The organism is Sphaerisporangium sp. B11E5 (genome assembly GCF_039871875.1).
Classification (GTDB): Bacteria; Actinomycetota; Actinomycetes; order Streptosporangiales; family Streptosporangiaceae; genus Sphaerisporangium.
Genome location: NZ_JBDPMD010000006.1, coordinates 68,682 through 92,691, shown reverse-complemented (window position 1 = coordinate 92,691; position 24,010 = coordinate 68,682). Strand labels below are relative to the sequence as shown.

Here is a 24,010-nt window from a genome sequence, read left to right as displayed (position 1 = left end):
CTTCTAGCTCGCCTCCCGCCGGGTGTGCAGATGAAGGTCACGGAGCAGGCACACCTCGGACAGGTGGTGGATCAGCTCCCGGTTGATGTGCAGCACCAGCGCCGCCATGGGGTGTTCGGCGTACGCCCCTTCCGCCTCCCCGCAGGGGCGGGCGAGGCCGGTCTCGCCGAGGGACTCGACCCCGGCCAGCCACGTGGCGTACTCGGTGTCGAGCTGGTCCAGCGCCGCGGCCGCGGTCGGGGCGTACTCGAACGACTCGTAGCCGGTGGACGCGCGGCCGAAGTGCGAGGCGTTGCGCATCGCGAGCACGCCGACGATCACGTGCCCGAGCCGCCAGGCGATCGTCGTGAACGGCGGCGGGCTGGGCGTCGGCATCGCGAAATCTATGGTCATCGCGCCGGCCCCGGCTTGTACGGGTGCGGTGCCTGTGCCGCGCGGGCGCACGTTCCAGCAGCCGGGCACCGGCTCCCAGAAATACTCCTCATCGGTGAGCCCCTCCAGGCGGTCACGCAGTTGCGTGGTCCAGTGCCAGGCGAGCTGGTCCCGAAGCAGTGGATTCCATGTCAGGTCGATCATGGTGTCCAGCCTGCCGCAAATAGCGGACAGATACCTTCCGCGATCTGTGAAACGATGACCATGTGACCGTCGAGGCGACGACAGAACGGGTCCTGCGGCTGCTGGCGCTGCTCCAGCGCCGGCCGTCCTGGACCGCCGCCGAGCTGGCCGCCGAGCTGGGGGTCACCGACCGCTCGGTGCGCCGCGACGTGGAGCGCCTTCGCGCCCTCGGCTACCCCGTGCACGCGACCGCGGGCGTCGGCGGCGGCTACCGCCTCGCCGCGGGCACCCGCCTGCCGCCCCTGCTCCTCGACGACGAGGAGGCCACCGCGACCGCGGTGTCCCTGCGCCTGGCCTCAGGCGGCACGGTCGCCGGCGCGGGCGAAGCGGCACTGCGCGCGCTCGCGAAACTCGACCAGGTGATGCCCCCCCGGCTGCGCGCCGAGGTCCGCGCCGTGTACGGCGCCACCGAGACCCTCACGGCCCCCGGCATCGAGATCGACGCCGACCTGCTGGTGACCCTCGCCCGCGCCTGCCGCGACGCCGTACGGGTGCGCTTCCACTACGCCACCCGCGACGGCGAGGACCGCGAACGCACGGTGGAACCGGTCCGCATGGTCGCCACCGGCCGCCGCTGGTACCTGATGGCCTGGGACACCGACCGCACCGACTGGCGCACCTTCCGCCTGGACCGCATGCGCGACGTGACCCCCACCACATGGCGCTTCCGCCCGAGACCCCACCCCGACCCCGCCGCCTACGTACAACGCGCCGTGACCGAGTCCCCGTACCGCTACCTCGCCCGCATCCGAGTACACGCCCCACCCGACCAGGTACGGGAGCTGGTACCCCCCCAGGTGGGCCGCGTCGACGACGACCACGACGGCTGGTGCCTCCTCACCGTCGGCGGCGACGACCTGAACTGGCTCGCCGCCCACGCGGCCCGCCTCGACTTCGAGGCACAGATCCTGGACCCCCCGGAACTCCGCGAGGCCGCCGCCCGCCTGGCCCGCCGCCTCGCGTCGATGTCCGGCACCGGCTGAGGACCTGGCCCGGCCCACAGGGCAGGGCTAGGCGTGCCTGCGCATGGAGGCGGCGGGTTGCAGGAGGCTGATCAGGTCGCGTAGCGCGGTGTCGAGATGGCGGCGGGTCACCAGTGTCTGACCCATGCGTTCCGCCGCTCTGATCGAGTCGCGGGCCAGTTGCGCCGCGGTCGAGGGGAAGCCCGCGGAGATCGTCACCAGGGAGGGCAGCAGGTCCGGCTCGAATTCGACGTCCAGGCCGAGCTCGCGTAGGCGCACGGCGCCGCGGTCCAGCATGCGGAGCAGATCCGTGTCCGGCATGCGGCCGAGCTCGATCAGGATGACGAACCGGCCGAGCTGCCAGTGGTCCGCCAGTACCTCGCCCAGCCAGACGGCGGTCCCGGTGAGCATGAAACGCAGATCCGTCGGGCTGATCCCGGAGACCATGCGCAGGAACGCGGAGAAGGCCTGGGTGTCGGCGATCATGTCCAGGTCGTCGATGACGAACAGCAGCGGACTGCCTTCCGCCACCAGTTCCGTGGCGAGTTCGAGGATCTCCTCCTCGATCGACGGCGGTTGCTCACCTGTGTCGGCCGGAGTCCCGTACTTGCGGCTGACCTCGACCTTCGGCGTGAGTCCCACGGTCATGTTGACGGACTGCTCCACCGCGACCAGCCGGCTGGTCACCATCTGCTTGTGCCTGCGCCGGAGCTGCTCGGCGATGGCACCGAGCAGACCGGGCCCGTCCGCCGGGACGACCTGACCGCAGGACACCCAGAACGTCTCGTAGTACTCCTCGTCGCCCTGCCCGTACCGCGCGGCGTCCACCGCGTCGAGCACGTCGGCGCTGCCCTTGGCCGCGAGCTCGGCCAGCCAGGCGAGGGTCGTCTTCCCGACGCCCTTGGGACCGAGGATGATCGGGCACAGCCCGGGGGTCTGCAACGTGCGCACGATGTCAACCAGTTCGTTCTCACGGCCGACGGCGAGCGAGGGATCACCCAGGCGGGACCCGGCCGGGAACACCTCGGCCAGCGTCCGCAGGTGACCGGCGCCCGTCACGCGTGCTCTCCCAGCGGCACGCTGCCGGCGATCTCCCGGGTGAACGCGGCGAGCCTTACGTCCGCGGCCTCCAGCTCCGCCGTGGCCGCGGTGTGGCCGTCCGGGCGCCCGGCCTGTTCCACGGCCTCACGAAGCAGGCGGTCGTGCTCGTCGAAGCTTTCCCTGACGCTCTGCAGGATCGTCCTGTAGTGCGCGTTCACGGTTTCCGCGACCGCGTCCGCGAACTCCTCCGCGTTCCTCTCGATGGACAGCTTGGCTTCCTCCACGACCTTGCGGCGAAGCTCGCCCATCGCGCTCTTGGACCACAGCTGGTTGAGCACACCGCCGGCCACCACCCCGGCGAGCAGGCCGAGGGGGGACGTGCCACCGATCGCGGCGATCAGCGTGGCGACGGTCAGCCCCTGGCTGAGGACGGCTCCCGTCGAGTGCCCCGAAGGCAGCCGTACATCGAACAAGGCCAGAGGGGGTTCGAACACGAGGTCTCCCACCGGCGGCGCGACCTCGGCCGTCCGCGCCCGCACCGCGGCCACCGTGCGTTCGACGCGCGGCAGCAGGAACTCCGGCAGCGTGTACCGTGCCCAGTGGGACACCTCGCGTTCCAGGTTCTCGCTCAGCCGTGCGGTCATCTCGCGGACCGCGGACTCGGTGTGCTGCCTGGTCCTCATCGGGTTGATCCTCGCCATGGGCTGGACGCCGGCGCCCTCCGCCCACCCGTCGATGCGCCCGGCGAGCCCGATGAAGAACGACCTGCTGAACACGGCGACGTCGCGACTCGTGGCGGCCCGGTCGGCCTCGACGATGCGCTCGACGTCCAGGGTCACGGAGAGCACGCGTTCGCGCTGCGCCAGGAGTTTCCCGGCCTCCCGCGACTGCTCGCCGAGCAGCCGCCGCCCGAGCTCGATCTGGCCCGCGAGCTCGCCGGCGAACCGCAGCAGGCGTGGCCGCGCCACCCGCCCGGTCAGCAGCGCCCCGAGCGCCTCCTCGAACTCCGGCAGGCCCGAATCGGCCGACATCGCGGCGTCACCGGCGGCCAGGCCCGCGAGGGCCGTCCGCGCCGAGAGGGGGAAGACCCGCGGTGACTCCCCGGGCAGATGCTCCGCGATCCGTTCCCGGAAACGGGTGACCACCTCTCCACGTTCATCGGGAGTGAGCGTGTCGATCTTGTTGAGGACGAACAGGCTCTGTTCGCCGGCGAGGAGCTGGGCACGTTCGGCGAGGGCGAGTTCCTCACCGCCGAGCGGGAAGAGCGCGTTGGTGACGTACACCACCGCGTCCGCGGACGCGAAGGACTGCAGGAGGACTTCCTGGAGCCGGACGTCCTCGGACGGGCCTGGCGTGTCGACGATCTCCAGCCCGTACCGGCACAGCTCGCTGTCCACGCCGAGCAGGACGGTCATGACTCCTCGCGAGTGGTCGCCCGACCTCAGGTGGTGGTCGAGGGCGTCAAGGGGGATCTTCCGCGCGGCTTCGCCGTCCAGGTCGCTCACCTCGGCGAACGGCTGCGGGGACCACCGGATCACGGTGAAGGCCGCCGTGGTCGGCGAGGCGGCCGTCGTCAGGACCTTCGTGCCGAGCAGCGCGTTGATCAGGGAACTCTTGCCGCTCTTGAAACCACCGACGAACACGACCCGCAGCCGTTCGGAACGCAGGCGTTCGGCCGTGTGCCCCGCCTGGCCCGCCAGGCTGCGCAGGAACGCCTCCGCGAGGACGCCGCTCACGCTCTCACCCATCGCGGCCAGGTCCTCGCACCGGCGGCGCCAGACCTTGTAGGGGTTGCGGGCGAGTTCCCCACGGGCGGTCGTGTGCCGGGCGTTCAGCCGCCGTATCAGCGGTTGCGCGAAGCCGGCGTCGGCCACCTCGGGCAGAGGGCTTCCCCGCCAGAGCGCCAGCGCCTGGGCGAGCGACTCCTCGGCGGCGGAGGGCTCGGCGTCCGCCGCGCGGCCCACCAGATCCTCGTACTGATAGGCGTCGAGCTGATCGCGGCCGAGAACCAGACGGTAACCCGCACCGGGAACCGTGACGACCACCCCGGTCCCGAGGGCCCTGCGTAACTCGGCCACGCGTTTCTGCAGCTCGCTGCGCTCGATGCGGCCGAACTCACCCGTGCCGCCCCACAGCTCGCCGGCCGGGACAGGCCGGCCCTCGGCGGCGACCAGCCGCAGGAGCACCCGGACGGACGCGGGGGACAGCCGTACGTCCTCACCGTCACGTTGGACCGTGACAGGCCCGAGAACCCCTACGTGGATCCGCCCCACCGATGTCTCCGTCCGCCGGTGGCTCGAGCGTACTCAGAAAGCACCTCTGGCCGTAGCCGTATTTCGACGTGATGCCACTCGCATAAGGGGCCGGCACCGGTTGACCGCCTCACACCGGCTTGCGAATCTTGACAGCACGTTTTTCGCCAGTAAATCCCCGCATTCGGAGGTCTGAGATGAGAGCAGGAAAGAAGCTCGCCGCCGTGCTCGCGTCAGCCGTCGCGACGGTCATCGCGGCCCCGGCGCAGCCGGCCGCGGCGGCCGCGTACAACTGCTTCCTGAGCCAGAACCTGTGTCTCTTCTACGGGACCTTCAATCAGGGCAGCTACGTCTTCTTCACCCCCGGCGTCAACGACGCCAACCTGAACGACAACACCTTCGCCGAAAGCGGTTCCGGCCAGGGCCAGACGGTGGGGAACAACACGCGCAGCGCCTCGAACTACAACTCCTCCCACGCCGTCGTCCTGTGCACAGGCGTCAACTACAGCGGCATCTGCAGAATCCTCGCCGCCTCCGACGACTGGAACCTCCCGAGCGACCTCACGAGAAACGTCGAGTCGTTCTACTGGGTCGCTTGACGCTCAGCGAAGACAGCGGCTCAGCCGGCGGGGACAGTGGGGCGGCGGCCTGTTGCGCGGCGGGCGGTTGCGGGCAGGTGAGGGTCGCCACAGAAAGAACTGCGCCGAAGGCACCATTCACCAGCGTGAACGCGACCTTTCCAAGCACGTGAACGCGACCTTTCACCGTTTCCGAGCGCGTGAGCGCGACCGGTGTCAGGGCGCCGTCATGGCTCGTGGGGCGCGGGGTCGTGCGGCGTGGCTGGGGTGTCGTGTCGCATGGGTGACCCGCCGGGCCGGGCTGGGAAGGAGCGCGGCGCGGCGGGTCGGGTTCGCCTAGGTACGGCGGGGGGAGCCGGTGTGCCGTGGCGGGGGTTGGGTCAAACGGCGGGTTCGGGGGTGCGGGTGTTGGTGAACTGGGTGCGGTGGAGTTCTTCGTAGCGGCCTTCTGCGGCCAGGAGGTCGGTGTGGGTGCCTTGTTCTATCACCCGGCCGTTCTCTATTACCAGGATCTGGTCGGCGGAGCGGATGGTGCTCAGGCGGTGGGCGATCACCAGGGCGGTGCGGCCTTCCAGGGCTTCGCCCAGGGCCTCCTGGACGGCGGCTTCGGAAGTCGAGTCGAGGTGAGCCGTGGCTTCGTCGAGGATGACCACTCTCGGGCGGGCCAGGAGGAGTCTCGCGATGGTGAGGCGTTGGCGTTCGCCGCCGGAGAGGCGGTAACCCCGTTCGCCGACAATGGTGTCGAGGCCGTCGGGGAGGGAGCGGATCAGGGTGTCCAGGCGGGCGCGGGTGAGGGCGTCCCAGAGGTCGTCCTCGGTGGCTTCGGGGGCGGCCAGCAGGAGGTTGTCGCGGACGGACTCGTGGAACAGGTGGCCGTCCTGGGTGACCATGCCGACGGTCTCGCGGATGCTGTCGGCGGTGAGGTCTCTGATGTCCACGCCGTTGAGGCGGACCGAGCCGGCGTCCACGTCGTAAAGGCGGACGGCCAACTGGGCGAGGGTGGACTTGCCGGCGCCGGAGGACCCCACGAGGGCGATCATCTGTCCGGGTTCGGCGTGGAAGGTGACGTCGTGGATGACCTCGGCGCCGCCCCGGGTGTCCAGGGTGGCGACCTCCTCCAGGGACGCCAGGGAGACCTTGTCGGCGGACGGGTAGGCGAAGCGGACGTGCTCGAAGGTGAGGGAGACCGGGCCGTCGGGGACGGGACGGGCGCCGGGGCGTTCGGTGATGAGGGGCTTGAGGTCGAGGACCTCGAAGACGCGCTCGAAGCTGACCAGGGCGCTCATCACCTCGACGCGGGCGCTGGCCAGGGCGGTCAGCGGGGCGTACAGGCGGGTGAGCAGCAGCGCCAGCGCCACGACGTTGCCCGGCTCGAGCTGACCGCTCAGGGAGTAGAAGCCGCCGAGGCCGTACACCAGGGCCAGCGCGAGCGCGGACACCAGGGTGAGGGCGGTGACGAACACCGACTGCACCATCGCGGTGCGCACCCCGATGTCGGCGACCCGCCGGGCCCGCGAGGCGAACTCGGCCGACTCGTGGGCGGGGCGGCCGAACAGCTTGATGAGGGTGGCGCCGGGGGCGGAGAACCGCTCGGTCATCTGGGTGCCCATGTGGGCGTTGTGGTTGGCCGCCTCGCGCTCCATGCGGGCCAGTCGGGTGCCCATGCGCCGGGCGGGCAGCACGAACACCGGCAGGAGCAGCAACGCGAGCAGCGTGATCTGCCAGGACAGGCTGATCATCACGAACAGCGTGAGCGTGAGCGTCACGACGTTCCCCGCCACCCCGGACAGGATGTTGCTGAACGTGTGGTGGGCGCCGATCACGTCGTTGTTGAGCCTGCTCACCAGCGCGCCGGTGCGGGTGCGGGTGAAGAACGCGACCGGCATGCGCTGCACGTGGTCGAACACCGCGGTGCGCAGGTCGAGGATCAGCCCCTCACCGATGCGCGCCGACAACCATCGCGACACCAGGCCGAGCCCCGCGTCGGCCAGCGCCAGCACGGCGATGAGCACGGCGAGCCACACCACCACCCGCAGCTCGGCGCCGCGCACGATGGCGTCCACCACCCGGCCCGCCATCACCGGCGTGGCGACCGCGAGCACGGCCGTGACCACGCTGAGCAGCAGGAACCATGTCAGCGTCACGCGATGCGGCCGGGCGAAGCCTCCGATGCGCCGTAACGTGGCCATGGAGAACGGCCGTTTGTCCTGTTGGGCGTGCATCGCGTTGTACAGCGAGTGCCACGCCGTCACTTCCATGTCCATCCCGCGAAACCCCCGGGTCGTCACCGTGTCGGGACCTCCGACCGGCTTCACAATGTAGGCGCCGGGTACGACATTTTCGGCCCGGTACAACCGAGCCTAGAACCTCAACCATTGTTGAGGTCAATGGGCCGGCCACTCCCCCGGCCAGGATCGCGGGTTTGCCGGAACGAATGCCCTGGGTTTGCCTCCCGCCGGGTGACCCACCCGGGAAGGCGTGATTAGTGTGGTTCCGTATCGCGCCGTACTGGCGCATCCCGGGAGGCCATTGCGACGCTCCGTAGGCACCGGGCGAGCCGCCCGAGGCCGCTCACGAAGCACGGAGTGATTCCCATGCTCAAACGACTCACCGCGCTCGGCATCCTGCTGACCGCCGCCATGGTGGCCGCCGCCGCGCCGAACCTCTTCTTCGGGAACGGCGATGACGACGACTGGGACGACGATGACGACGACGAGGAATAGCGACGGCGAGAACCGCTAGGGCCCCGGGGCCCGGCGGCACGGCGACGCCCCGCGAGGAGGCTCTCGCGGGGCGTCGCGCTGTGCGGAGTGCGGCAGTACCTCCTTTCAGGTGCCTGCGGGTGGCGCCGCGTGCGTGGCCGGGAGTGTCAGCCGCAGCGCCTGCCGCTGTTGATGCAGTCGACGGCCCGCTTCATGAGGGCGTCGGACATGACGTTGATGAAGTCGCCGTGGTCGGTCACCGGCTTGTGCAACTGCTCGGGGAAGCTGTCCAGCGCGAAACCCGGGCCCGGCGGCACGTTGTAGGTGATCCGCTGCTCGAGGGCGGGAATCGCCTTGAAGCCGTTCGGGCAGGTCCCGTCCGCCGCGGCGAAGGCCACGTGCGTGCGGTGGTTGGCGCTGTCGATGTTGCTGCCGTCCCAGCAGCTCTGGAACTGCAGCAAGCGGACGACCTGGCTGCCGCGCGGGCAGATCGGGTACTTGTCGCGCAACTGGCGGTTCTCGAAGCCGGTGCAGGTCCAGCGGGCGTTGGCGTTGGTCGTGCCGTTGGTGAACGACTTGGCGTCACCGGTGATGATGCGCAGGAACAGCGGCATGGCGACCACCTTGCTGGTGGGGTTGCCGCGCAGGGTCAGCGTCACCGACGCCGGGCGCACGATCTGGCCGACGTTGCCGTCCAGGCCGCCGCCGGGCTTGTCGGCGTCGGGGCCCGGGCGGTTCTGCAGGCGCAGCACCGGCCAGTAGTGCGTGGACTTGTCGCCGTTGGTGCAGGTGGTCCCGGCCGCCTGGAGGCTCTCGTTGGTGGAGAAGCCGTTGGCGTCCAGGTTGCCGACGTAGTCGTGCACGTGGTGGGCTCCGTTGGTCACGCCGGGCGCCACGATGACGTTGTCGCTGTTGTGGTGGCCGTTCTCGTTGCGGCCGCAGTTGGAGACGAACGTACCGCGCGAGCCGTTCTGCTGCACGGCCGGCCGGTTCACGTTCGGCTGGACGTCGCGGATGTTCACGAAGTCGTCAGGTGAAGGGCCGTTGGCGCCGCCGCTCCCGCTCGGGGACGGCGTGGCCGAGCCGGTCGGGCTGGCCGTGGGGCTCGCGCTCGGGTCGCCGGTGCCGGTGGGCGACGGCGACGCGGTCGGGTCCTCCGTGCCGGTCGGGCTGGGCGACGGGCTCTGCCCGCCATCGCCGGCGTTGCCGAGGGAGCAGTTGGCGAGGCCCTGCAGGTTGCCGGTGCGGACGCCGGCGCGGCGCAGGGTCTGCGTGATGCGGTTGATGACGACGGCCCGGGCGAGGCGCAGCGGGGTCAGGACCGCGGCGCGCACCTGGTTCGTGCTCGCCCGGTTGCCGAGCCTGCTGAGCCGCTGGTTGGCCTGGGCGATCTGCCGGTCGAGCGTGGTGAGGTCACGCTGGACGGCCTGCTGCGCCGCGGCGGGGACGTCCGGCAGTTCGTCGGCCACCGAGGGGCAGACGACCGTGCGGGCCGCGCCGTTGCCGGCCCCGGACGAGGAGGTGGGGGACGCCGACGGCTGGGCCGACGCGGTGGGCTCGTCGGCGGGTTCGTCGGTCGGCTCCGCGGAGGCGGTGGGCGAGGCGGACGCGGTGGGGTTCTGGCCGCTCGCCGAGCCGGTGCTGAGCGAGCAGGCGGCGAGGTCCTGCAGGCCCTCGGGCTGCTGGCCCGTGCGGCTGAGGGCTATCGTTATGCGGTCGAGGGTGGCGCGGCGCTTGTCGCGCAGGGGGTTCAGTACGGCGTCGCGGATGAAGGACGAGCTCTGCCCGCGCGTCTGGGCCAGGCGGCGGTTCGCCTCGGCGATCTGGGCGTCCAGCAGGTCCAGGTTCCGTTCCACCTCGGCGGCCACCGCGGTGGGCACGTCGCCCAGTTGGTCGGCGACCGAGGGACAGTCGACGGCCTTTGCCCCGCCTGCGGAAACGACACGCGAGGCGGCGGCGGGAGCGGCCGACAAGGACAGGTCCGCGCTTATCGGCCGCCCAGCCGGGGTCAGGCTCGCCAGGACCATGCTGAGGCCTGCCCCACCCAGGGCGATGCTCAGGACGGGCCTGAACCGCCGTCTGTGCTGGATTCGGATCATTCGAACTCCTCCCGGAGTCTGTTCTCAGGGCGGCGTGGTTGGTGCCCCATCGGCGTGAGGTACGCGGCCTCCGGAGGTTCGGTTCGACGGGATCACGAAATCTTTCGAATTCATCACGAATCACTCTGTCCTCAGTTCTCCCGAACTCGGGTGAACCGCAGGGGCGCCGGCGCCGTACCCGGTGGCGGTGACCTCGTGAAGGCACGGATGGGAGAACTTGCCATGGGAAGCCTCGGCCTCACCACGAACGCGGCACGGGCGGCCGCTCTGGCGGGCGCGGTCCTCGCGCTGGGACTGCTCAGCGCCTGCGGCGGCGGTGACGTCCCGAGCACGCCGGCCGCCGCGGGGGACGCCGCCGCGCCCGTCAACCCCGGGCCGCCCGCGACCCTCAAGCAGCTCGCCAACCGCACCGGCTGCAAGAAGCCGGAGGTGCAGACCGACGCGGACGAGCTGCGCCAGGGGGTGTGCAAGACCAGTAAGGGCCAGTACACCGTGACGACGTTCTCCACCGACGACGGCAAGCAGAAGTGGCTGGACGAGGCCAGGAAGTGGGGCGGCTCCTACCTGGTCGGCACCCGCTGGGTCATCGCCGGCAACGACACCGGCCTGCTGCAGACCTTCAGCGAGAAGGTGGGCGGCAACCTGGTCACCGCCGCCCCATGACGTCCCCGCACCGGACCGTCTCCCCGCCTGAAGGCGCTGCCGGGGAGACAGACCAGGTACGGGGAACCGTGACCGCCGGGTCCCCGGGGACGGTGAAAGCCACTGCTCCGGCGACCGTACCCCCCGGGGACACCGGCACCACGGACACCCCCGCCTCGGAGAACGCTCTCCAGGCGGAGGTCCCCGATCCGCCCGCGCAGGCGGTCCTCCACCCGCCTGCGCGGGCCGTCCCCCCGCGGCGGGGTGTGACGGCCGGCCTCCTGGCGCTCGCCGTGGCGGCGGCACTGGCCGGGACGCTGATCGTCACCGGCTTCGGCACCTCCCGCGGCCCCGCGGGCGGCCCCGCCACCCTGGAGGAGCTCGCCGCCCGCACCGGCTGCGCGAAGCCGGCCATGCAGGTGGACGCGGCCGAACTCCGCCAGGGCATGTGCAAGACGCCGCAGGGCCAGTACTCCATCACGACCTTCGCCACCGACCAGGGCAAGGACCAGTGGCTCGCCGACGCCGTCGACTACGGCGGCGCCTACCTGGTCGGCACCCGCTGGATCCTCGTCGGCAACACCCAGCAGATGCTGGAACACTTCCGCGCCCAACTCGGCGGCACCATCCGCCTCGGCGGCCACCAGGGCTCCGATGGCGCTCCGGCGATGCCGGGCCACTCCATGCCGGGAGGGTAGCCACTCCCCCGCGAGGACGCCGGCTCGCCGTCGGCCGTGGACACGCGGCCGTCACGGCACTCCGGGCCGGGCACGGTGCCGCCGGCGTGGCTTCAGCCCCTCGCCCGGCCTTCCTCGCCGGGGCCGAGGGCATTCGGACCGGAGGCACGCTGCGGGTGTGCTCGCAGGGTACCCATCCCCTGGAACTCGGGACGTTCCGCCAGGAATCCCTGGCCGTAGAGAATGAATGCCAGTGCGACCGCGAACCACGGCGCGGCCGGCCCGGTCAGCCGTAAAGGATCTATGCCGGAAAACACCAAAACCACCGCGAATTCCCGGGGTGCGGCCCATAACTCCATGACGGACTGGTGCGCCCAGGTCAGCCACCGGCCGCCCGCGAAAGCTAATATGCGGTGATTGGTGAGAATTGTCTGATTCTCGCCGTGAAACCGCCACTGCTCCGCCGCCATCCGCGCGGCGTTGCTCCTCGCCCTGGCGTTGCCCACCGCGCTGGCCAGGAGGCCGGCCGCGAACAGCACCGGCCCCCCGAAGGCCACCACGGACTGCGAGTACGTCACGTCCATGCCGTACCACACCTCGTGCCGCATCGGCGCGCTGGCGTGGACCACCTCACCGGGAAACAACCGAATCGTATTCGGTGGGGCGAGCAGCGGAACACTGCTTCCCGTCAGCAATCTTTCGCGGAGAAGGCATGCCTGGCGCCACCCTTCCGCCATGACGTCATCGGACCATTCAGCCATGAATCATCAACCGCCCAGAATCGTAGATTTGTCAAATCTCTCATCTCGCGGCCGAGGAAGACGGCTTTCTCAATCGTCCGATATCGACAGGGCACCGGACGGGCAGGAGCGGACGGCGCGCCGGGCGGTGTCGCGGGAGGTGGGTGAGGGGGTTTCCTCGAGGAGGATGACGGTGCCGTCGTCGTCGTTCTGGTCGAACAGCTCGGGGGCCGTCAGGACGCACATGCCTGCGCCGATGCAGCGGGACGTGTCCGCCGTGATCCGCATGTCGTGGCCGCCTCCTTTCACTACCAGGTGACGGGGAGTTGGTGGACTCCGTAGATGGCCATCTTGGAGCGGAGCGGGATCTCGTCGGCGGGGACGGCGAGCTGGAGGGCGGGGAAGCGGCGGAACAGGGCCGGGTAGGCGATGCGCATCTCTATGCGGGCCAGCTGCTGGCCGAGGCACTGGTGGATGCCGTGGCCGAAGGAGACGTGGCCGAGGGCGTCGCGGGTGATGTCGAGGGTGTCGGGGGCGTCGTAGCGGGCGGGGTCGCGGTTGGCGGCGGCGAGGGACAGGGCCACGTTCTGGCCCGCCTTGATCGGGTGGCCTTCGAGTTCCAGGTCCTCCACTGCGGCGCGGACGGGGCCGAGGTGGACGATGGAGAGGAAACGGAGCAGTTCCTCCACCGTGGTGTCGATGAGGGCGGGGTTGTCGCGGAGGGCGGCCAACTGGTCGGGGTGGCGCAGCAGCGTGTAGGTGCCGAGAGCGAGCATGTTGGCGGTGGTCTCGTGGCCGGCGATCAGGAGGAGCAGGGAGGCGCCGGTGATCTCCTCGACGGTCAGGCCGCCGGCGGCGATCAGGCCGCTGATCAGGTCGTCGCCGGGGTCGTCGTGCTTACGGAGCACCAGATCGCCGAGGTAGGCGGCCAGGCCGTCCAGGGCATCGCGGACGCGTTCGGGGCTGGACTCCAGATTGAGCAGGGCGCTGGAGTCGCGCTGGAAGCGCTCGTGGTCGGAGTACGGCACGCCGAGCAGTTCGCAGATGACCAGGGACGGGATGGGGAGCGCGAAGTCCTTCACCAGGTCGGCGGGGGCGCCGCCGCTCTCCATGGCGTCCAGGCGGTCACCGGTGATCTTCTCGATACGGGGTTCGAGCTGCTTCATGCGGCGCACGGTGAACTGCCCGGTGAGCAACTTGCGGAAGCGGGTGTGCTCGGGCGGGTCGAGACGGATGAAGAAACCGGGCATCACGCGGCGCGTCACCTGGCTGAGCCGCTGCCCCACCGGCGGGTGCAACAGTTCCACGCGGGTGCTGAAACGGGGGTCGGCCAGGACGGCACGCACCGCCGCGTGGCTCACCGCCAGCCAGCCGATGTGGCCGTCGGCGAAGACCATGGGCCGCACCGGGTCCTCCTCGCGCCAGCGGCCTAGCTCGGCGGGCGGGTCGAGCGGGCTCTCCCGGAACATGGGGTAGGTGACCGGGTGGGACTCAGCGTGGGTCATGGCGCGCTCCTTGACACGGACGGTTTTCCTGTCGTGGCCTCGTTCCTGACCTATCCCACGAAACAGTACTAGCTCTGAAATTGCAATGGATGAAAAAAAGCATCCGATGCAGTAAAGTTCCGGCATGGCCGAGCAGCAGCCACCAGGACTCAGAGAGCGCAAGAAGCTGCGCACCCGCCGCACGCTGTGCGAGGCCGCCCTGCGCCTGTTCCACGTCAAGGGGTACGAGGAGACCACCGTCGCCGAGATCGCGGCGGAGGCCGACGTCTCCCCCCGCACCTTCTTCAGCTACTTCGCCAGCAAGGAGGACGTGGTCTTCCACGACACCCGCGCCCGCGCCGATCGCGCACTGTCGGTGATCGCGTCTCGCGAGCCGGGCGAGTCCGCCGCCGCGCTGCTGGCCCGGGTGGCGGACGCGGTCCTGACCCTGGAGGGCGGGGAGGACGACCTGGTGCTGCGCATGACGCCCGAGCGCAGCGGCATCATCATGTCGGCGCCGTCCCTGCAGGCCCGCGCGCTGCACCTGCTGTTCGAGTTCCAGCGGGAGCTGACCGGCGCGCTGCGCGAGGCGTTCCGCGGCGAGATGGACGAGGTGGAGGCGGCCGCGGCCATCGGCGCGTTCATCGGGGCGGCGAAGCTGGCGGCGACGACGGTCATGGACCGCGGCGGCTCGCCCGAGGAGATCGTGGCCGCCGCGCACCGGGCCGCCGAACTGGTCGTTCAGGGCCTACAACGCCTAGGACATCAAGATTCGCCATAAAAGGGTAGCGGACCGGGCTTGGTCTTGCTCATCCTGGGCTTAATGGGTCTGATCCGGTCGATCAACACGCTACCCGCCAGTATTACGACAAAATCATGCCCCATGGGACGCCGGCACGGCGCCCCATGGCAGCATGCGCGCGGTGGGCTCAGGCACCGCGCGGGAAACTCCCTGGCACAAATGGATTGCGGCGTGGCTCTTCCTGGTGTTCCGTCACGCTGTGGGGTACAGACATGAACGGTCGTGAGGCTCTACCGGACGGCGACGGCGCCGGGACGGTCCACTCCGGCGGCCCCCTCGTCGGACGGCGTGACGCGCTGCGTGCCTTCACCCAGAGTGTGGACGCGACCGTGGCCCGCGGTTTCCAGTTCCGCGCCATGGTCGGCGAGCCGGGCGCGGGCAAGACACGGCTGCTGGCGGAGCTGGCGGCCATGGCCGGCGGGCGCGGCCTGACCACGTTATGGGGCAGGGCAGCCGAGTTCGAGCAGATCATGCCGTTCAGCGCGCTGGTGGACGCGCTGGACGACCACCTGGAGGCCCGCCGCGACGACCTGTCGGGGCGCCTCGGCGCCGGGCAGGCGCGCCTGCTGGCCACGGTGTTCCCGGCGCTGGCGGCCAAGATGCCCGACGAGGCCACCGACCCGGGTGAGGACGCCGGCCAGTCCGGCATGGTGCGCTACCGGCTGTACCGGGCGCTGCGGCAGCTCATCGACGAGCTGGCCTCCCCGGCCGGGCTGGCGCTGATCCTGGACGACGTGCACTGGGCCGACGACAGCTCGGCGGAGTTCCTCGACCACCTGGTGCGCCACCCGCCGCGCGGGCGGGTGCTGGTCGCGGTGGCCTACCGCCCGGCGCAGGTGACGCCGCGGCTGGCGGCGCTGGCCCGCAGCGCCGGCGCCCGGGGCGGCGAGGTGATGGTCGGGCCGCTGAACGAGGCCGAGGTCGAGCAGTTCCTCGGCCCTGAGGTGAACCGCAGCCGCCGCGCCGCGCTGTTCGAGGCCAGCGGCGGCAACCCGTTCTACCTGGAGGCCCTGGCCAGGATGAGCCGCCTGACGGTCGGCGAGCTGCCCGCCACCGTGCGGGCCGCGCTGCAGGTCGAGCTCGGGGACCTGTCGCCGGGCTCGCTGCTGGTCGCCCAGGCCGCCGCGGTCACCGCCGACGAGTTCGAGCCCGCGCTGGCCGCGGTCGCGGCCGAGGTCGGGGAGGCGGGCGCGCTGGACGCCCTGGACGAGCTGGTGGCCCGGGACATCGTGCGTCCCGGCGCCGGCGGCAGGTTCCGTTTCCGCCACCCGCTGGTGCGCCAGGCCGCGTACGAGTCGGCCGCCGCGGGCTGGCGGCTGGCCGCGCACGCCCGGCTGGCCGCGCACCTGACCGGGCTCGGCGCGCCGGCCACGGTGCGGGCCCACCACATCGAGCGGTCGGGCAGCTTCGGGGACCAGCGGGCCATCGCCACCCTGGTGGAGGCCGCCCGCGCCGTCACCGCCCAGGCCCCGGTGACCGCCGCGCACTGGCTGCGCAAAGCGCTGGACCTGATGCCCGAGGAGCCCGGCACCCTGGAGGAACGGCTGGAGCTGCTCATGGAGCTCAGCCGCGCCCTCGGCGTCAGCGGCAAGCTCGCCGACAGCCGCGACACCGCGCGCGAGCTGCTGCGCCTGCTCCCCGAGGACGACTACGACCGCCGGGCGCGGGCCGCCCGCCTGTGCGCGCTGATGGAGCGTCAGCTCGACCGCCCGCACGAGGCCCGCGCCCTGCTGCTGGACGAGCTGCGCCGCATGCCCGACCCGCGCGCCGCCGTCGCCATCCCGCTGCGCATGCGCCTGGTCGCCGAGGCCATGATGCGCGCCGACTTCCGCGCCGCCCAGGCGGTGCTCGACCTGATGCCCGAGTCCGAGGACGACTGGGCCCCGGGCCTGGCCATGGCGGTCGCGGCGCTGCGCCCCATGCCGGCGTACGCGGCGGGGCGGCTCACCGACGCGCTGGCCGCCGCCGACGCGGCCGACCACCTGATCACCGAGGCGCTGGACGAGCACCTGGCCGAGTGGCTGGACGCGGTGGCGTGGACCTGCTGGGCCGAGACCCACATGGGCCGGTACCCGGTGGCGCTGCGCCACTTCGACCGCGCCGCCGCGGTGGCCCGCTCCACCGGCCAGGACTACATCCTGACCAACCTGCTCGCCGGCCGGGCCCGCGTGCTGACCTTCCTCGGGAAGCTGCCCGAGGCGCTCGACAGCGCCGAGGAGTCGGTGGAGGGCGCGCGGCTGCTGGAGTCGGGCCAGCAGATGGTGTTCGCGCTCACCGCCCTGTGCCTCGCGCTGACCTGGTCGGGCGACCACGACGCCGCCGTCCAGGCCGGTGACGAGGCGCTGCGCGCCGGGGTCAACCTCAGCGAGGTGTCGGGCGACATGGCCCGCCAGGCCCGGGGCATCGCCCTAATCTGCGCCGGCCGCCTGGACGAGGGCATCGAGGCGCTGCTGGACGCCTGCGACGGTTTCGTCGACCCGCGCCCGGACAAGGGTGCCCTGCTGACCTTCTGCGAGTACCTGGCCTACGCCGAGGCCGCCCGCGGCCGCCCGGAGGCCGCCGCGGCGTACGCCCAGCGCGCCGCCGTCCTCGCCCAGCCCGAGCTGCCGATGTTCTCCGGTCTGGTCCCCCTCGCCGAGGCGCACGCCGTGCGGGCCGCCGACCCCAAGGCCGCCGCCGAGCTGGCCGACCAGGCCGCCGGGCTGCTCACCGCCGGGGAACGCCGGCTGGACGCCGGGCGTGCGCTGCTCACCGCCGGCGTCGCCTACGGCGACGCGGGCGAGCGCGCCCTGGCCCGCGCCAAGCTGCGCGACGCGAGTGAGATCTTCACCTCCTGCGGCGCCCGGGGCCTCGCCGCCCAGGCCGCCCGCGCCCAGCGCCGCCTCGGGGTGCGGGTGTCGTCGGCCGGGACCGGGAACCAGGCCGCCGGGCCGCACGGGTTGTCCCCCCGGGAGACCGAGATCGCGCTGCTGGTCGCCGAGGGACTGACCAACCAGCTCATCGCCGAGCAGCTCTTCCTCAGCGTGCGCACCGTGGAGACCCACCTGTCCCACGTGTTCGCCAAACTCGGCGTCACCTCACGCGTGGGCGTCGCCACCAAACTCAACCGGGGCGGACCCTGAGTCCGTACGACCGCGTCACGTACGTATGTACGGGGTTTCCACGATGCCGTACGGGTTCCCCTGTTGGCATTGTTTGAGGCGGGTCAAGACCAGGAGGACGGTCAGATGGAACACCGCATTTCGCGCTTCACGCTTGACGGCGTGCCGGGGGCCGAGATCTCGGTGCATCCCTTCTCGACCGAGGACGAGCTCGGCCTGACGCTCACTCGCTTCCGTACGGGGGAAAGCGATGACGTCGTGCTGCTCGTCCACGGCCTGACCTCGTCCAGCGACATGTTCATCATGCCGGAGCACCACAACCTGGTGAGCTTCTTGCTGGACAGCGGCTTCTGCGACGTCTGGACGCTCGACTTCCGCATGAGCAGCCGGTTCCCCTACAACATGGAGACCCGGCGGTTCACCCTGGACGACATCGCGGCCTTCGATCATCCGGCAGCCATGGCAGAGCTCCGCCGTCACGTTGGGGCACGGCGGATCCATGTCATCGCGCACTGCCTGGGGTCGGTGTCGTTCATGATGAGCCTGTTCGGTGGAGCCGTCACCGGCGTCACGAGCATGGTCGCCAACAGTGTGGGGCTGACCCCGCGGGTCCCCGCCTGGGCCCGCGTCAAGCTTCGGTTCGGCCCGCCGCTGCTGGAGTACGGCTTGGGTCTGCCGTACCTGGACCCGCGTTTCGCGGACGCGCCGCCGCTCAGCAGGCGCCGCCTGCTCGCCCGCGCGGTGTCGTTCTTCCATCCCGAGTGCCGCGAGCCCGCCTGCCACATGCAGAGCTTCATGTGGGGCAGCGGACGCCCGGCGATGTACCGTCACGGCAACCTGGCGCCGGAGACCCATCTGCACGAGCGGCTCGCCGACCTGAACGCGGCGTCCGACGTGAACTACTACCGGCACATCTACAAGATGGTGCGGGCAGGGCGCGCGGTGAAGTGCGAGCCTGGGGAGCCACGGCACGCGGCCCTGCCCGACGACTATCTGGCCGGCACGGGGCGGAACGAGACCCCGGTGCTCTTCCTGACCGGTGACCACAACGACGTGTTCACCGACTCGAACATCGTGTGCCACCGTGTCCTGTCCAAGCGCGCACCCGGGCGGCACGAGCTGCAGGTGCTGCCGGGCTACGGGCACATCGACCCGCTGATCGGGAAGAACGCGCACGTGGACGTGTTCCCGCGCGTCCTCGACTTCCTCAAGCGCCACGCGGGCTGAGGCACCAAGATGATCACTAATATTCCGGGCGCGCCCTCGGGCGCGGAACACGCGGACGTCGTGGTGGTGGGATCCGGGTTCGGGGGCTCGGTCGCGGCGTACCGCATGGCCTCGGCGGGGCTGTCGGTGGTGGTGCTGGAGCGGGGCCGTGCCTACGCTCCTGGCATGTTCCCGCGCAGCCCCGCCGAGATGGGGAAGGCGTTCTGGGACCCGGCCGAGGGCCTGTACGGCATGTTCGACGTGTGGAGCTTCGACGGCTGCGACTCGGTGGTCTCCAGCGGGCTCGGCGGCGGGTCGCTCATCTACGCCAACGTGCTGATGCGCAAGGACGAGCGGTGGTTCGTCAACGAGGATCCGCTGCCGAACGGCGGGTACGAGCACTGGCCGGTCACCCGGGCCGACCTCGACCCGCACTACGACGCCGTCGAGGAGATGATCGGCGTCGGTTCCTATCCTCTGGAGAACCCGGCTTACAGCGACACCCCGAAGACGCGGGCGCTGCAGGACGCCGCCACCGAGCTCGGCCTGGACTACCATCTGCCGCCGCTGGCGGTCAGCTTCGCGCCGTCGCGGGGCGCCGCGCCCGGCATCGGCCTGCCGCTGGTGGACGCGCCGTACGGCAACCTGCACGGGGTGCAGCGCCGCACGTGCCGGCTCTGCGGGGAGTGCAACCTCGGGTGCAACGACGGGGCCAAGAACAGCCTCGACCACACATACCTGGCGGCGGCCCGCCACCACGGCGCGGACCTGCGCACCTTGCACGAGGTGCGCACGATCCGGCCGAGGCGGGGTGGCGGGTACGCCGTCGACTACGTCACGCACCACCCGGCCGGGGGGCCGAAGACCATCACCTGCGACCGGCTGGTGCTGGCCGCGGGCACGCTCGGCACGACGTACCTGCTGCTGCGCAGCCGCGCGGAGCTGCCCGGCCTGAGCGACCGCCTCGGCACGCGGTTCTCCGGCAACGGCGACCTGCTGACGTTCCTGCTGCGCGCCAAGGACCGCACCGGCAGCCGCACCATCACCGGCAGCCGCGGGCCGGTCATCACGAGCGCGATCCGGCTGGCCGACACCGCCGACGGCACCCGTGAGACGGGCCGGGGCGGCTACATCGAGGACGGCGGCTTCCCTGCGTTCGTCGACTGGCTGGTGGAGGGCGCCGACGTGCGCAGCGAGCTCGGCCGCGCCGCCCGGTTCCTCATCGACCGGCTGCGGGCCATGCTCACCGGGGACACCAACATGTCCGCCGAGTTCGCCGACCTGATCGGCCGCGGCGAGTTGTCCACCTCGTCCCTGCCCCTGCTCGGCATGGGCCGCGACGTTCCGGACGGCGTGCTGCGGCTCAGGGACGGCCGGCTGGACGTCGAGTGGCACACCGAGACCGGTGAGGAGTACTTCGAGCGGGTGCGGGCCACGATGCGCCGCATCTCCGACGTGCTCGGCGCCGAGTACGCCGACATGCCCGCGTGGCTCAGCAAGCGCATCATCACGGTGCATCCGCTCGGCGGCGCGCCGATGGGCCGCCACCCCGGTGAGGGCGTGTGCGACGCCTACGGGGAGGTGTTCGACCACCCGGGCCTGTACATCGCCGACGGCGCCGCGCTGCCGGGACCGGTGGGCGCCAACCCGTCGCTGACCATCGCGGCGCTGTCCGACCGCATGTGCACCCGGATTCTGGAGCAGCGTCCGATCCCGCCCAAGCGATCCACTCAGGCGACGAAAGAGGTTGAGTTCCACATGACCATGGGTGCCGGCCTGGTCAGCGAACCGCCGGCCGAGACGCCGCCCGTCCCGATGCCCGGGCCCGGCGAGCGCACGTCCCTTTCGTTCACCGAGGAGATGCGGGGGTTCCTGTCCCTCGGCGTGAGCGACCCGCGTTCGGGCGACATCTCGGCCCGCTCGCACGGTGACCGGTTCTCCTTCGAGCTCACCATCACCATCGACGACGTCAACGGCTTCCTCGCCGAGCCCACCCACCTGGCCCACGCGGCCGGATGGGTCGACTCCCCCATCTGCGGCGGGCGCCGCAAGGTGGAGCGCGGCTGGTTTAACCTGTTCGCCCCCGGCATGAGCCCCGACCGGCGCGAGATGCGCTACCGGTTGTGGTTCACCGACGACGACGGCGAGCGGCGCACCCTGTCGGGCTGGAAGGACGTCCATCACGGGCCCGCCACCAGGCTGTGGCTCGACACCTCGACCCTCTTCACGCGCCTGCTGGAGGGTCACGTCCCGGAGGACGAGGACGAGAGCGCCGAGGTGCTCGGCGCGGGCACGCTGCACATCAAGCCCATGGACCTCGCCGCCACGCTGAAGAGCTTCGACACCGAGGGGCCGCGGGGCCTGACGGCCGTCGCCCGCTTCGGGAGGTTCTTCGTCGGGGAGCTCTGGGACGTCTACGGACCGGGGTGAGGCGGAAACCCCGAGGCGGCCGACCGGTGAGGGGGAGGTGGATCCCCCCGCCGATCGGCCGCCGGCTCCGGAGGTCGGCAGCGGCACAGGTCGCGGTCGCGGTGGTCCGGTGAACCAGGGCGGGCTTCGCGCCTTCGTCCCCTACTTGGAGGGGATAGGGGAGGGAGGCGGGGGTGTCGGCAGGGCGGCGTAGTCCACCTTGCCGGTGCTCTCGAGAAGCGTCATGTGCTTCATCACCACATCGACCGCGACCTGGGCGAACGCCCGGATCTCGTCGTTCTTGGTGCCGGCGCGCACCAGGGCGACGGCGGCGAACACCTTGCCGTGCGCCGCGCGGAGCCGGTCGGCGAACACCTTGTCGTACGCCTCGCCCTCGAGTTGCGACAGCTCGGCCATCCACGCCTGCTGGTCGGCGCTCGGCGTGCTCGGGATCTTGACCCGGAGCTTGGCCGCGACCGCGCGCACCTGCTCGTCCAGCTTGGTGTGGTCGGCGGCGAGTTGCAGGCCGACCTCCTTGACGCGCTGGCTGCCGGCCCGTTCCTGCGCCTGCTGGCCGGTCGGGATCTCCCACAGACCGGCCTGCCGGACCTTGGCGAGGAAGTCGCGGTCGGCCGGCCCGATGGGGCCGGAGTCGGTGGTGGTCCAGTCCGCCGGTGAGGCGCCGCTCGCCGACCTGATGGCGTTCGGGGCGATGGTCAGCACCGTGATGGTGGCCACGACCAGGAACGTCAGTGCGCCGAGCACCTCGATGAGCCGCATGGGCCTGAACTGAAGCCGGTTCACCGAATGCCCTCTCCTTCCATGTGTCCCGCTGTCCCGTTCGCGCGCGCTTGTTCGGGCAGAGGTACGGGGCCTGCGGGGATCCGGTTCACCCTTGAGGCGAGATTTCCTAATTTTGTGGAAGTTGTGCGATTTACTTACCGAGACAGGTGGTCCACTGCCACCATGTGCCTGTGCAGCGTCATCGCAGTGTCCGGTCCGGGCCGGAAGAAGCACACGACGACTCCGACGAGCAACTGGTCACGACGCTCTACCGCGAGTTCGGCGGGCCCCTTCTGCGCAATGTGCGCAGGTTGACGGGAGGTGACCAGCAATGGGCAGAGGACGTCGTCCAGGAGACGGTGTTCCGCGCGTGGCGCAACGCGGGGAAACTGAACCGGGAACCCGGTCTGCTGTGGGCGTGGCTGATGACGGTGGCGCGACGGATCGTCATCGACACCCATCGCCAGCGTTCGGTCCGCCCCCAGGAGGTGGAACCCGACAAGTTAGACACCGTCGCCATCCCGGACGGGTCTGAGCCCATGTTGTCCGCGATGGTGGTGTCCGAGGCCCTGTACAGCCTTTCCGAGGAGCATCGGGAAGCACTCGTGCAGACGTACCTTCACGACCGTACGATCAATGAGGCGGCGGAAGTGCTGGGGGTGCCGCCCGGGACGGTGAAGTCCCGGGTGTACTACGCGCTCCGCGCCCTGCAGAAGACGATGAAGGAGAGGGGGTGACCGGCTGATGGATTCACCCCCTCACGTCGAGGTGGCCGCCTACGTCCTCGGGATCCTCAACGAGGAGGACTCCGCGAAGTTCGACCGCCACCTGCTCGACTGCGCGAGCTGCCAGGACGAGCTACGGGACATGTACGACCTCCCCGACGCGCTGGACCTGATCAAGCGCGACGTGAAGCGCACGGTGAACGACACGGGACTCGGCACGTCCGGCGGCGCGACGGCCGGATATCGCGTGAACGGGGCGGCGCGCGACGCCGTGAACGGCTCGGCGCCCGAGCCGCGCGACCTGTGGGGGCTTCGTGAGGCCCGCGACGGCGTGGTCCGCGACCTGCCCACCGGCCCGCGCGACCTGCGGGACCTGCGCGAGGCGCGCGACGGGGTGGTCCGCGAGCTGCCCGGCGCCCGCGACCTTCATGGCGCGGGCCGCGACCTGCCCTCCTCCCTCGACGAGGCGGGCCGTGACCTGTGGACGCCGAGCGGCCGGCCGCCGCACCGCCACCCCGGCAACGGGCACCGGCGGCGCGACGACGACTACGACTACCTGCCCGGGCACTCCGACGACGAGTTGTCGCGGGTGCGGGACCGCCGCCGCAACGCGTTGTGGCTCGGGGTGGCCGCGGCCATGGTGGTCGCGGTGGCCGGGGTCACCACGGCCCAGGTGTGGCCGCGCGACGAAACCCCGCCGGTCGCCGCGCCGTCCGTCTCGGGCTCGCCGCTCGTGCGGGAGGGCACCAGCCCCGACACCGGCGTCAGCGGCTCGGTCGCCATGACCCCGCGCACCTGGGGCACCGAGGTGAACTTCCAGCTCAGCGGGGTCACAGGACCCGAGCGGTGCAGCCTCATCGCGATCTCCCGCAACGGCGACCGCGACGTGGTGTCGGGCTGGCGGGTGCCCCCCGGTGGCGGCTTCGGCGTGCCGGGACACCCCGAGCCGATGCGCCTCACCGGCGGCACGGCCCTCGCCGCGAACGAGATCGCCCATTTCGAGGTGCGCCGCGACGACGGCGTGCGCCTGCTGGACATCCCGGTGGCCTGACGGCCCGGTCCTGGGGGAGGAACCATCCGCCACGTGGCGGGCGGCACGGCACACGCCTGGGGAGAGGCACGGCCGTGCAGCGGCCGGCGCACGTCCGGCCGCGGTCGGGCGGGGGGCGGTGATGCCGTTCTCCTCCTCACA

20 protein-coding genes are annotated in these 24,010 nt (G+C 71.2%); 11 read left to right on the top strand and 9 right to left on the bottom strand.

Going from position 1 to position 24,010, the window contains the following annotated elements:
* Nucleotides 1-3 precede the first annotated feature (3 nt).
* Nucleotides 4-576: a DinB family protein gene (locus ABGB17_RS08275; RefSeq protein WP_347627224.1), complete on the bottom strand. Its 573-nt coding sequence runs from the start codon at nucleotides 574-576 to the stop codon at nucleotides 4-6.
* Nucleotides 577-638: 62 nt separating this feature from the next.
* Between ABGB17_RS08275 and ABGB17_RS08270 the strand changes: the two genes are divergently transcribed.
* A complete protein-coding gene (locus ABGB17_RS08270; protein WP_347627223.1) occupies nucleotides 639-1,598 on the top strand; it encodes a YafY family protein in 960 nt (319 codons plus the stop codon).
* Between the two features lie 27 nt (nucleotides 1,599-1,625).
* On the opposite strand, the gene ABGB17_RS08265 is transcribed toward ABGB17_RS08270, so the two are convergent.
* Together ABGB17_RS08265 and ABGB17_RS08260 are read right to left on the bottom strand one after the other, a co-directional pair.
* Nucleotides 1,626-2,636 carry an AAA family ATPase gene (locus tag ABGB17_RS08265; protein ID WP_347627222.1) on the bottom strand — a complete coding sequence of 337 codons (1,011 nt, stop codon included), beginning with the start codon at nucleotides 2,634-2,636 and terminating at the stop codon, nucleotides 1,626-1,628.
* Nucleotides 2,633-4,891: a dynamin family protein gene (locus tag ABGB17_RS08260; RefSeq protein WP_347627221.1), complete on the bottom strand. Its 2,259-nt coding sequence runs from the start codon at nucleotides 4,889-4,891 to the stop codon at nucleotides 2,633-2,635. Before ABGB17_RS08260 ends, ABGB17_RS08265 begins: the two co-directional genes overlap by 4 nt.
* Before the next feature lie 176 nt (nucleotides 4,892-5,067).
* Here ABGB17_RS08260 and ABGB17_RS08255 point away from each other — a divergent pair, with 176 nt between their 5' ends.
* Nucleotides 5,068-5,469, top strand: coding sequence for a peptidase inhibitor family I36 protein (locus ABGB17_RS08255; RefSeq protein ID WP_347627220.1), 402 nt, complete (start codon nucleotides 5,068-5,070; stop codon nucleotides 5,467-5,469).
* A 359-nt stretch (nucleotides 5,470-5,828) separates the two neighbouring features.
* On the opposite strand, the gene ABGB17_RS08250 is transcribed toward ABGB17_RS08255, so the two are convergent.
* Nucleotides 5,829-7,712 carry an ABC transporter ATP-binding protein gene (locus tag ABGB17_RS08250; protein WP_347627219.1) on the bottom strand — a complete coding sequence of 628 codons (1,884 nt, stop codon included), beginning with the start codon at nucleotides 7,710-7,712 and terminating at the stop codon, nucleotides 5,829-5,831.
* Nucleotides 7,713-8,042: 330 nt separating this feature from the next.
* Here ABGB17_RS08250 and ABGB17_RS08245 point away from each other — a divergent pair, with 330 nt between their 5' ends.
* Nucleotides 8,043-8,171 carry a hypothetical protein gene (locus tag ABGB17_RS08245; RefSeq protein ID WP_347627218.1) on the top strand — a complete coding sequence of 43 codons (129 nt, stop codon included), beginning with the start codon at nucleotides 8,043-8,045 and terminating at the stop codon, nucleotides 8,169-8,171.
* Nucleotides 8,172-8,317: 146 nt separating this feature from the next.
* On the opposite strand, the gene ABGB17_RS08240 is transcribed toward ABGB17_RS08245, so the two are convergent.
* A complete protein-coding gene (locus ABGB17_RS08240; RefSeq protein WP_347627217.1) occupies nucleotides 8,318-10,249 on the bottom strand; it encodes a DUF1996 domain-containing protein in 1,932 nt (643 codons plus the stop codon).
* Between the two features lie 222 nt (nucleotides 10,250-10,471).
* Between ABGB17_RS08240 and ABGB17_RS08235 the strand changes: the two genes are divergently transcribed.
* Nucleotides 10,472-10,912 (top strand): hypothetical protein, encoded by a 441-nt coding sequence (locus ABGB17_RS08235; RefSeq protein WP_347627216.1) that lies wholly within the window; start codon nucleotides 10,472-10,474, stop codon nucleotides 10,910-10,912.
* A gap of 68 nt (nucleotides 10,913-10,980) precedes the next feature.
* Complete coding sequence (locus ABGB17_RS08230; protein ID WP_347627215.1) at nucleotides 10,981-11,589, top strand: hypothetical protein; 609 nt, start codon at nucleotides 10,981-10,983, stop codon at nucleotides 11,587-11,589.
* Nucleotides 11,590-11,681: 92 nt separating this feature from the next.
* On the opposite strand, the gene ABGB17_RS08225 is transcribed toward ABGB17_RS08230, so the two are convergent.
* The 3 genes from ABGB17_RS08225 to ABGB17_RS08215 form a co-directional block, all read right to left on the bottom strand.
* Nucleotides 11,682-12,305: a hypothetical protein gene (locus tag ABGB17_RS08225; protein ID WP_347627214.1), complete on the bottom strand. Its 624-nt coding sequence runs from the start codon at nucleotides 12,303-12,305 to the stop codon at nucleotides 11,682-11,684.
* Between the two features lie 93 nt (nucleotides 12,306-12,398).
* Nucleotides 12,399-12,596 (bottom strand): ferredoxin, encoded by a 198-nt coding sequence (locus tag ABGB17_RS08220; RefSeq protein WP_347627213.1) that lies wholly within the window; start codon nucleotides 12,594-12,596, stop codon nucleotides 12,399-12,401.
* 20 nt (nucleotides 12,597-12,616) lie between these two features.
* On the bottom strand, nucleotides 12,617-13,813 hold the full coding sequence (locus tag ABGB17_RS08215; protein WP_347627212.1) for a cytochrome P450: 1,197 nt from the start codon (nucleotides 13,811-13,813) through the stop codon (nucleotides 12,617-12,619).
* Nucleotides 13,814-13,937: 124 nt separating this feature from the next.
* Between ABGB17_RS08215 and ABGB17_RS08210 the strand changes: the two genes are divergently transcribed.
* The 4 genes from ABGB17_RS08210 to ABGB17_RS08195 all read left to right on the top strand — a co-directional run bounded on the left by ABGB17_RS08210 (nucleotide 13,938) and on the right by ABGB17_RS08195 (nucleotide 21,331).
* Nucleotides 13,938-14,573, top strand: a complete 636-nt coding sequence (locus tag ABGB17_RS08210; RefSeq protein ID WP_347627211.1) for a helix-turn-helix domain-containing protein — start codon at nucleotides 13,938-13,940, stop codon at nucleotides 14,571-14,573.
* A 233-nt stretch (nucleotides 14,574-14,806) separates the two neighbouring features.
* On the top strand, nucleotides 14,807-17,716 hold the full coding sequence (locus tag ABGB17_RS08205) for an AAA family ATPase (protein ID WP_347627210.1): 2,910 nt from the start codon (nucleotides 14,807-14,809) through the stop codon (nucleotides 17,714-17,716).
* Nucleotides 17,717-17,821: 105 nt separating this feature from the next.
* Nucleotides 17,822-18,922, top strand: a complete 1,101-nt coding sequence (locus ABGB17_RS08200) for an alpha/beta fold hydrolase (protein WP_347627209.1) — start codon at nucleotides 17,822-17,824, stop codon at nucleotides 18,920-18,922.
* Nucleotides 18,923-18,931: 9 nt separating this feature from the next.
* Nucleotides 18,932-21,331, top strand: coding sequence for a GMC family oxidoreductase (locus tag ABGB17_RS08195; protein ID WP_347627208.1), 2,400 nt, complete (start codon nucleotides 18,932-18,934; stop codon nucleotides 21,329-21,331).
* Between the two features lie 141 nt (nucleotides 21,332-21,472).
* On the opposite strand, the gene ABGB17_RS08190 is transcribed toward ABGB17_RS08195, so the two are convergent.
* On the bottom strand, nucleotides 21,473-22,114 hold the full coding sequence (locus ABGB17_RS08190) for a DUF4142 domain-containing protein (protein WP_347627207.1): 642 nt from the start codon (nucleotides 22,112-22,114) through the stop codon (nucleotides 21,473-21,475).
* Between the two features lie 170 nt (nucleotides 22,115-22,284).
* Here ABGB17_RS08190 and ABGB17_RS08185 point away from each other — a divergent pair, with 170 nt between their 5' ends.
* Entirely contained in the window at nucleotides 22,285-22,830 is a 546-nt protein-coding gene (locus ABGB17_RS08185; protein ID WP_347627206.1) for a sigma-70 family RNA polymerase sigma factor, read from the top strand.
* 7 nt (nucleotides 22,831-22,837) lie between these two features.
* Nucleotides 22,838-23,869: a zf-HC2 domain-containing protein gene (locus ABGB17_RS08180; protein WP_347627205.1), complete on the top strand. Its 1,032-nt coding sequence runs from the start codon at nucleotides 22,838-22,840 to the stop codon at nucleotides 23,867-23,869.
* The last annotated feature ends 141 nt before the right edge of the window (nucleotides 23,870-24,010 follow it).

Excerpts from the sequence above, each read along its gene's own strand:
- ABGB17_RS08275 (WP_347627224.1), bottom strand. The coding sequence starts at position 576 with ATGATCGACCTGACATGGAATCCACTGCTTCGGGACCAGCTCGCCTGG.
- ABGB17_RS08255 (WP_347627220.1), top strand. The coding sequence starts at position 5,068 with ATGAGAGCAGGAAAGAAGCTCGCCGCCGTGCTCGCGTCAGCCGTCGCG.
- ABGB17_RS08250 (WP_347627219.1), bottom strand. The coding sequence starts at position 7,712 with ATGGACATGGAAGTGACGGCGTGGCACTCGCTGTACAACGCGATGCAC.
- ABGB17_RS08245 (WP_347627218.1), top strand. The coding sequence starts at position 8,043 with ATGCTCAAACGACTCACCGCGCTCGGCATCCTGCTGACCGCCGCCATG.
- ABGB17_RS08240 (WP_347627217.1), bottom strand. The coding sequence starts at position 10,249 with ATGATCCGAATCCAGCACAGACGGCGGTTCAGGCCCGTCCTGAGCATC.
- ABGB17_RS08235 (WP_347627216.1), top strand. The coding sequence starts at position 10,472 with ATGGGAAGCCTCGGCCTCACCACGAACGCGGCACGGGCGGCCGCTCTG.
- ABGB17_RS08225 (WP_347627214.1), bottom strand. The coding sequence starts at position 12,305 with ATGGCGGAAGGGTGGCGCCAGGCATGCCTTCTCCGCGAAAGATTGCTG.
- ABGB17_RS08220 (WP_347627213.1), bottom strand. The coding sequence starts at position 12,596 with ATGCGGATCACGGCGGACACGTCCCGCTGCATCGGCGCAGGCATGTGC.
- ABGB17_RS08215 (WP_347627212.1), bottom strand. The coding sequence starts at position 13,813 with ATGACCCACGCTGAGTCCCACCCGGTCACCTACCCCATGTTCCGGGAG.
- ABGB17_RS08210 (WP_347627211.1), top strand. The coding sequence starts at position 13,938 with ATGGCCGAGCAGCAGCCACCAGGACTCAGAGAGCGCAAGAAGCTGCGC.
- ABGB17_RS08205 (WP_347627210.1), top strand. The coding sequence starts at position 14,807 with ATGAACGGTCGTGAGGCTCTACCGGACGGCGACGGCGCCGGGACGGTC.
- ABGB17_RS08200 (WP_347627209.1), top strand. The coding sequence starts at position 17,822 with ATGGAACACCGCATTTCGCGCTTCACGCTTGACGGCGTGCCGGGGGCC.
- ABGB17_RS08195 (WP_347627208.1), top strand. The coding sequence starts at position 18,932 with ATGATCACTAATATTCCGGGCGCGCCCTCGGGCGCGGAACACGCGGAC.
- ABGB17_RS08180 (WP_347627205.1), top strand. The coding sequence starts at position 22,838 with ATGGATTCACCCCCTCACGTCGAGGTGGCCGCCTACGTCCTCGGGATC.